Annotated in this window: 3 protein-coding genes and 1 tRNA gene; all 4 read left to right on the top strand. The window is 59.8% G+C overall.

The genetic code is table 11. The features are described from left to right. Positions 1-128 precede the first annotated feature (128 nt). Positions 129-205 (top strand) — tRNA-Pro (locus tag I2D41_RS08125). A 112-nt stretch (positions 206-317) separates the two neighbouring features. Then, complete coding sequence (gene tatA / locus I2D41_RS08120; protein ID WP_022094895.1) at positions 318-593, top strand: twin-arginine translocase TatA/TatE family subunit; 276 nt, start codon at positions 318-320, stop codon at positions 591-593. A gap of 106 nt (positions 594-699) precedes the next feature. Further along, complete coding sequence (greA, locus tag I2D41_RS08115; RefSeq protein ID WP_117806092.1) at positions 700-1,170, top strand: transcription elongation factor GreA; 471 nt, start codon at positions 700-702, stop codon at positions 1,168-1,170. A 79-nt stretch (positions 1,171-1,249) separates the two neighbouring features. Next, a complete protein-coding gene (lysS, locus tag I2D41_RS08110; RefSeq protein WP_195364186.1) occupies positions 1,250-3,214 on the top strand; it encodes a lysine--tRNA ligase in 1,965 nt (654 codons plus the stop codon). Positions 3,215-3,318: the final 104 nt, after the last annotated feature.

Here is a 3,318-nt window from a genome sequence, read left to right as displayed (position 1 = left end):
GTACATGTACGGATGAATGTGGGAGGTGTTCGGATGAAGTCGATAATCAAGGGTTCGCGTCGAAGTGCCAAAGAAGTAAAAATTTCTCTAGCACACGACGGAAATCTTTGTTACTATAGTCGAGCTAACGGGTTGTGGCTCAGTTTGGTAGAGCACTGCGTTCGGGACGCAGGGGTCGCTGGTTCAAATCCAGTCAACCCGACCAGAGCATGAGGAGGGACCGCTTCTTGCGGTCCCTTTTTTTAGCTATTGTTGTGATACCGCGATAGCCGCGGTATACTCATTCGAGCTTGTCTCGCTGTATTGTGGAGGTCTACATGTTTGGACTGAGGGCTCCTGAGCTCATCATTATTCTCGTCGTTGTCCTGATTATCTTCGGGCCCAAGAACCTGCCGAAGCTCGGCAAGTCCCTCGGCTCTACCGTCAAGAATATCCGCGAGGGTATGGAGGGCGACGATAAGGCCGAGACCAAGCAGGCCGAGGAGGTCGTGGTCGAGCAGTCCGAGGAGGACAAGGAGATCGCTGAGCTCGAGGCTAAGCTCGCTGCTGCCAAGAAGAAGCAGGCAGAGGACAGCGACGCGGACGCAGAGTAGTCCCATCCCTTTGGGGTGAGCACCTGACCGGCTTGCCCGCAGGCTAGCCGGTCTTTTTCGTTTTGTTGACAGTTGATTGTTTGATCAGAGTTGGGGAGATATCCGTATGGACGCAAGCCAGATCGTACTGACCGCTGAGGGCCGCCAGAAGCTCGTCGAGGAGCTCGCTTGGCGTGAGGGCGATTACGCCAAGGAGATCGTCGAGGACATCAAGGAAGCCCGCGCGTTCGGCGACCTTTCGGAGAACTCCGAGTACGATGCCGCTAAGGACAAGCAGGCCCAGAACGCCGCTCGTATTGCCGAGATCCAGGCCATCCTCGCCAACGCTCAGGTTGCTGCCACCACGGGCGATCTGACCGTCTCCATCGGTTCCACCGTTTCTCTGATTGATCCCAACGGTGAGGTCATGGAAGTCACGCTCGTCGGTACCACCGAGACCAACTCGCTCGAGCGCAAGATCTCCAACGAGTCTCCGGTCGGTCACGCCATCATCGGTCACGGCGAGGGTGATTCCGTCGAGGTCGTTACGCCTTCCGGCAAGACTCGCGTCTACACCATCGCCAAGATCGCACGCTAGACCACGGTCCCGCGTAAAGGTATGTTTTCGCTCCCTGGGACCGAATCCTGGGGAGCGTTTTAGTTTGAGGAGCTAACTTATGGCAGAGAACCAGAACGCCGCAGATCAGGCATCGACGCTCAACGACGAGCGCGCCACCCGCCTGGCCAAGCGCGCCGCCCTGTTCGAGGCGGGCCAGAACCCCTATCCCGAGCACTCTGAGCTTGAGGACTACGTCGCCGATATCGAGGCTAAGTACGCCGAGCTTGCCGATGGCGAGGACACCGAGGACGTCGTGAAGATCGCTGGCCGTGTGGTTGCCAAGCGCGGTCAGGGCAAGATCATGTTCATCGTCGTGCGTGATGCGACTGCCGAGATTCAGCTGTTCTGCCGCATCAACGACATGGACGAGGCTGCCTGGAGTACGCTCAAGGCCCTCGACCTGGGCGACATCCTGGGCGTGACCGGCGTGGTCGTGCGCACCCAGCGTGGCCAGCTTTCCGTTGCCCCTAAGAGCGCGACCCTGCTTGCCAAGGCCGTTCGTCCGCTGCCCGAGAAGTTCCACGGTCTTTCCGACAAGGAGACCCGCTATCGCCAGCGCTATGTCGACCTGATCGCCAACGACGACGTTCGCGAGACCTTCCGTAAGCGTTCGCGGATTCTCTCCACCTTCCGTCGCTTTATGGAGTCCGACGGCTACATGGAGGTCGAGACCCCCATCCTGCAGACCATCCAAGGCGGCGCTACTGCCAAGCCGTTCATTACCCACTTCAACGCGCTCGATCAGGAGTGCTACCTGCGTATTGCCACCGAGCTGCACCTCAAGCGCTGCATCGTCGGTGGTTTTGAGCGCGTGTTCGAGATCGGCCGCATCTTCCGTAACGAGGGCATGGACCTTACCCACAACCCCGAGTTCACCACGATGGAGGCCTACCGTGCCTTCTCAGACCTCGAGGGCATGAAGGCGCTCGCCCAGGGTGTCATTAAGGCGGCTAACAAGGCCATCGGCAACCCCGAGGTCATCGAGTACCAGGGCCAGACCATCGACCTTTCTGGTGAGTGGGCCAGCCGTCCCATGACCGACATCGTCTCCGACGTGCTCGGCAAGCAGGTCACCATCGACACGCCGGTCGAGGAGCTTGCTGCCGCCGCGCGCGAGAAGGGCCTGGAGATCAAGCCCGAGTGGACTGCCGGCAAGATCATCGCCGAGATTTACGATGAGCTGGGCGAGGACACCATCGTCAACCCGACCTTCGTGTGCGATTACCCCATCGAGGTCAGCCCGCTCGCTAAGCGTTTTGAGGACGACCCGCGTTTGACTCACCGCTTTGAGCTGGTCATCGCCGGCCACGAGTACGCCAACGCATTCTCCGAGCTCAACGACCCGGTCGACCAGGCTGAGCGCTTTGCTGCCCAGATGGCCGAGAAGGCCGGCGGCGACGATGAGGCTATGGAGTATGACGAGGACTACGTGCGCGCCCTCGAGTACGGTATGCCTCCCGCGGGCGGCATTGGCATTGGTATCGACCGCGTGGTCATGCTGCTTACTAACCAGGCTTCTATCCGCGACGTCCTGCTGTTCCCGCACATGAAGCCCGAGAAGGGTTTCCAGTCCGGTGCCGCTGCCGCCAAGGCTGCAGAGGCCGGCAACGCCGCGAGCCCGTTCGTTAAGTCGCTTAAGCCCACGCTCGATTACTCCAAGATCGCCGTTGAGCCGCTGTTTGAGGAGTTCGTCGACTTTGATACCTTCTCCAAGAGCGATTTCCGCGCTGTGAAGGTCAAGGCATGCGAGGCCGTCAAGAAGTCCAAGAAGCTGCTGAACTTTACGCTCGACGACGGTACCGGTACCGACCGCACCATCCTCTCCGGTATTCACGCTTATTACGAGCCCGAGGACCTGGTCGGCAAGACCTTGCTCGCCATCACCAACCTGCCTCCGCGCAAGATGATGGGCATCCCCAGCTGCGGCATGCTCATCAGTGCCATCCACGAGGAGGATGGTGAGGAGCGCCTCAACCTGATCCAGCTCGACGCCTCCATCCCCGCCGGCGCAAAGATGTACTAATTGGTTCCGCCGTTCTACCGAACGGCGGACCAGCCGACGCTGCGCGACGCCCAGGGCGACAATTTGTCATTCAAAAGGCAAGGCATGACCAGAAGGTCTATGCC

This window comes from Collinsella aerofaciens, from assembly GCF_015552075.1.
Classification (GTDB): domain Bacteria; phylum Actinomycetota; class Coriobacteriia; order Coriobacteriales; family Coriobacteriaceae; genus Collinsella; species Collinsella aerofaciens_Y.
The sequence above is the reverse complement of the archived record's forward strand: the minus strand, read 5'-3'. Positions and strand labels throughout refer to the sequence as shown.

What these genes read in the sequence shown, in the direction of transcription:
- tatA (WP_022094895.1), top strand. Translation starts at nt 318, where the DNA reads ATGTTTGGACTGAGGGCTCCTGAGCTCATCATTATTCTCGTCGTTGTC.
- greA (WP_117806092.1), top strand. Translation starts at nt 700, where the DNA reads ATGGACGCAAGCCAGATCGTACTGACCGCTGAGGGCCGCCAGAAGCTC.
- lysS (WP_195364186.1), top strand. Translation starts at nt 1,250, where the DNA reads ATGGCAGAGAACCAGAACGCCGCAGATCAGGCATCGACGCTCAACGAC.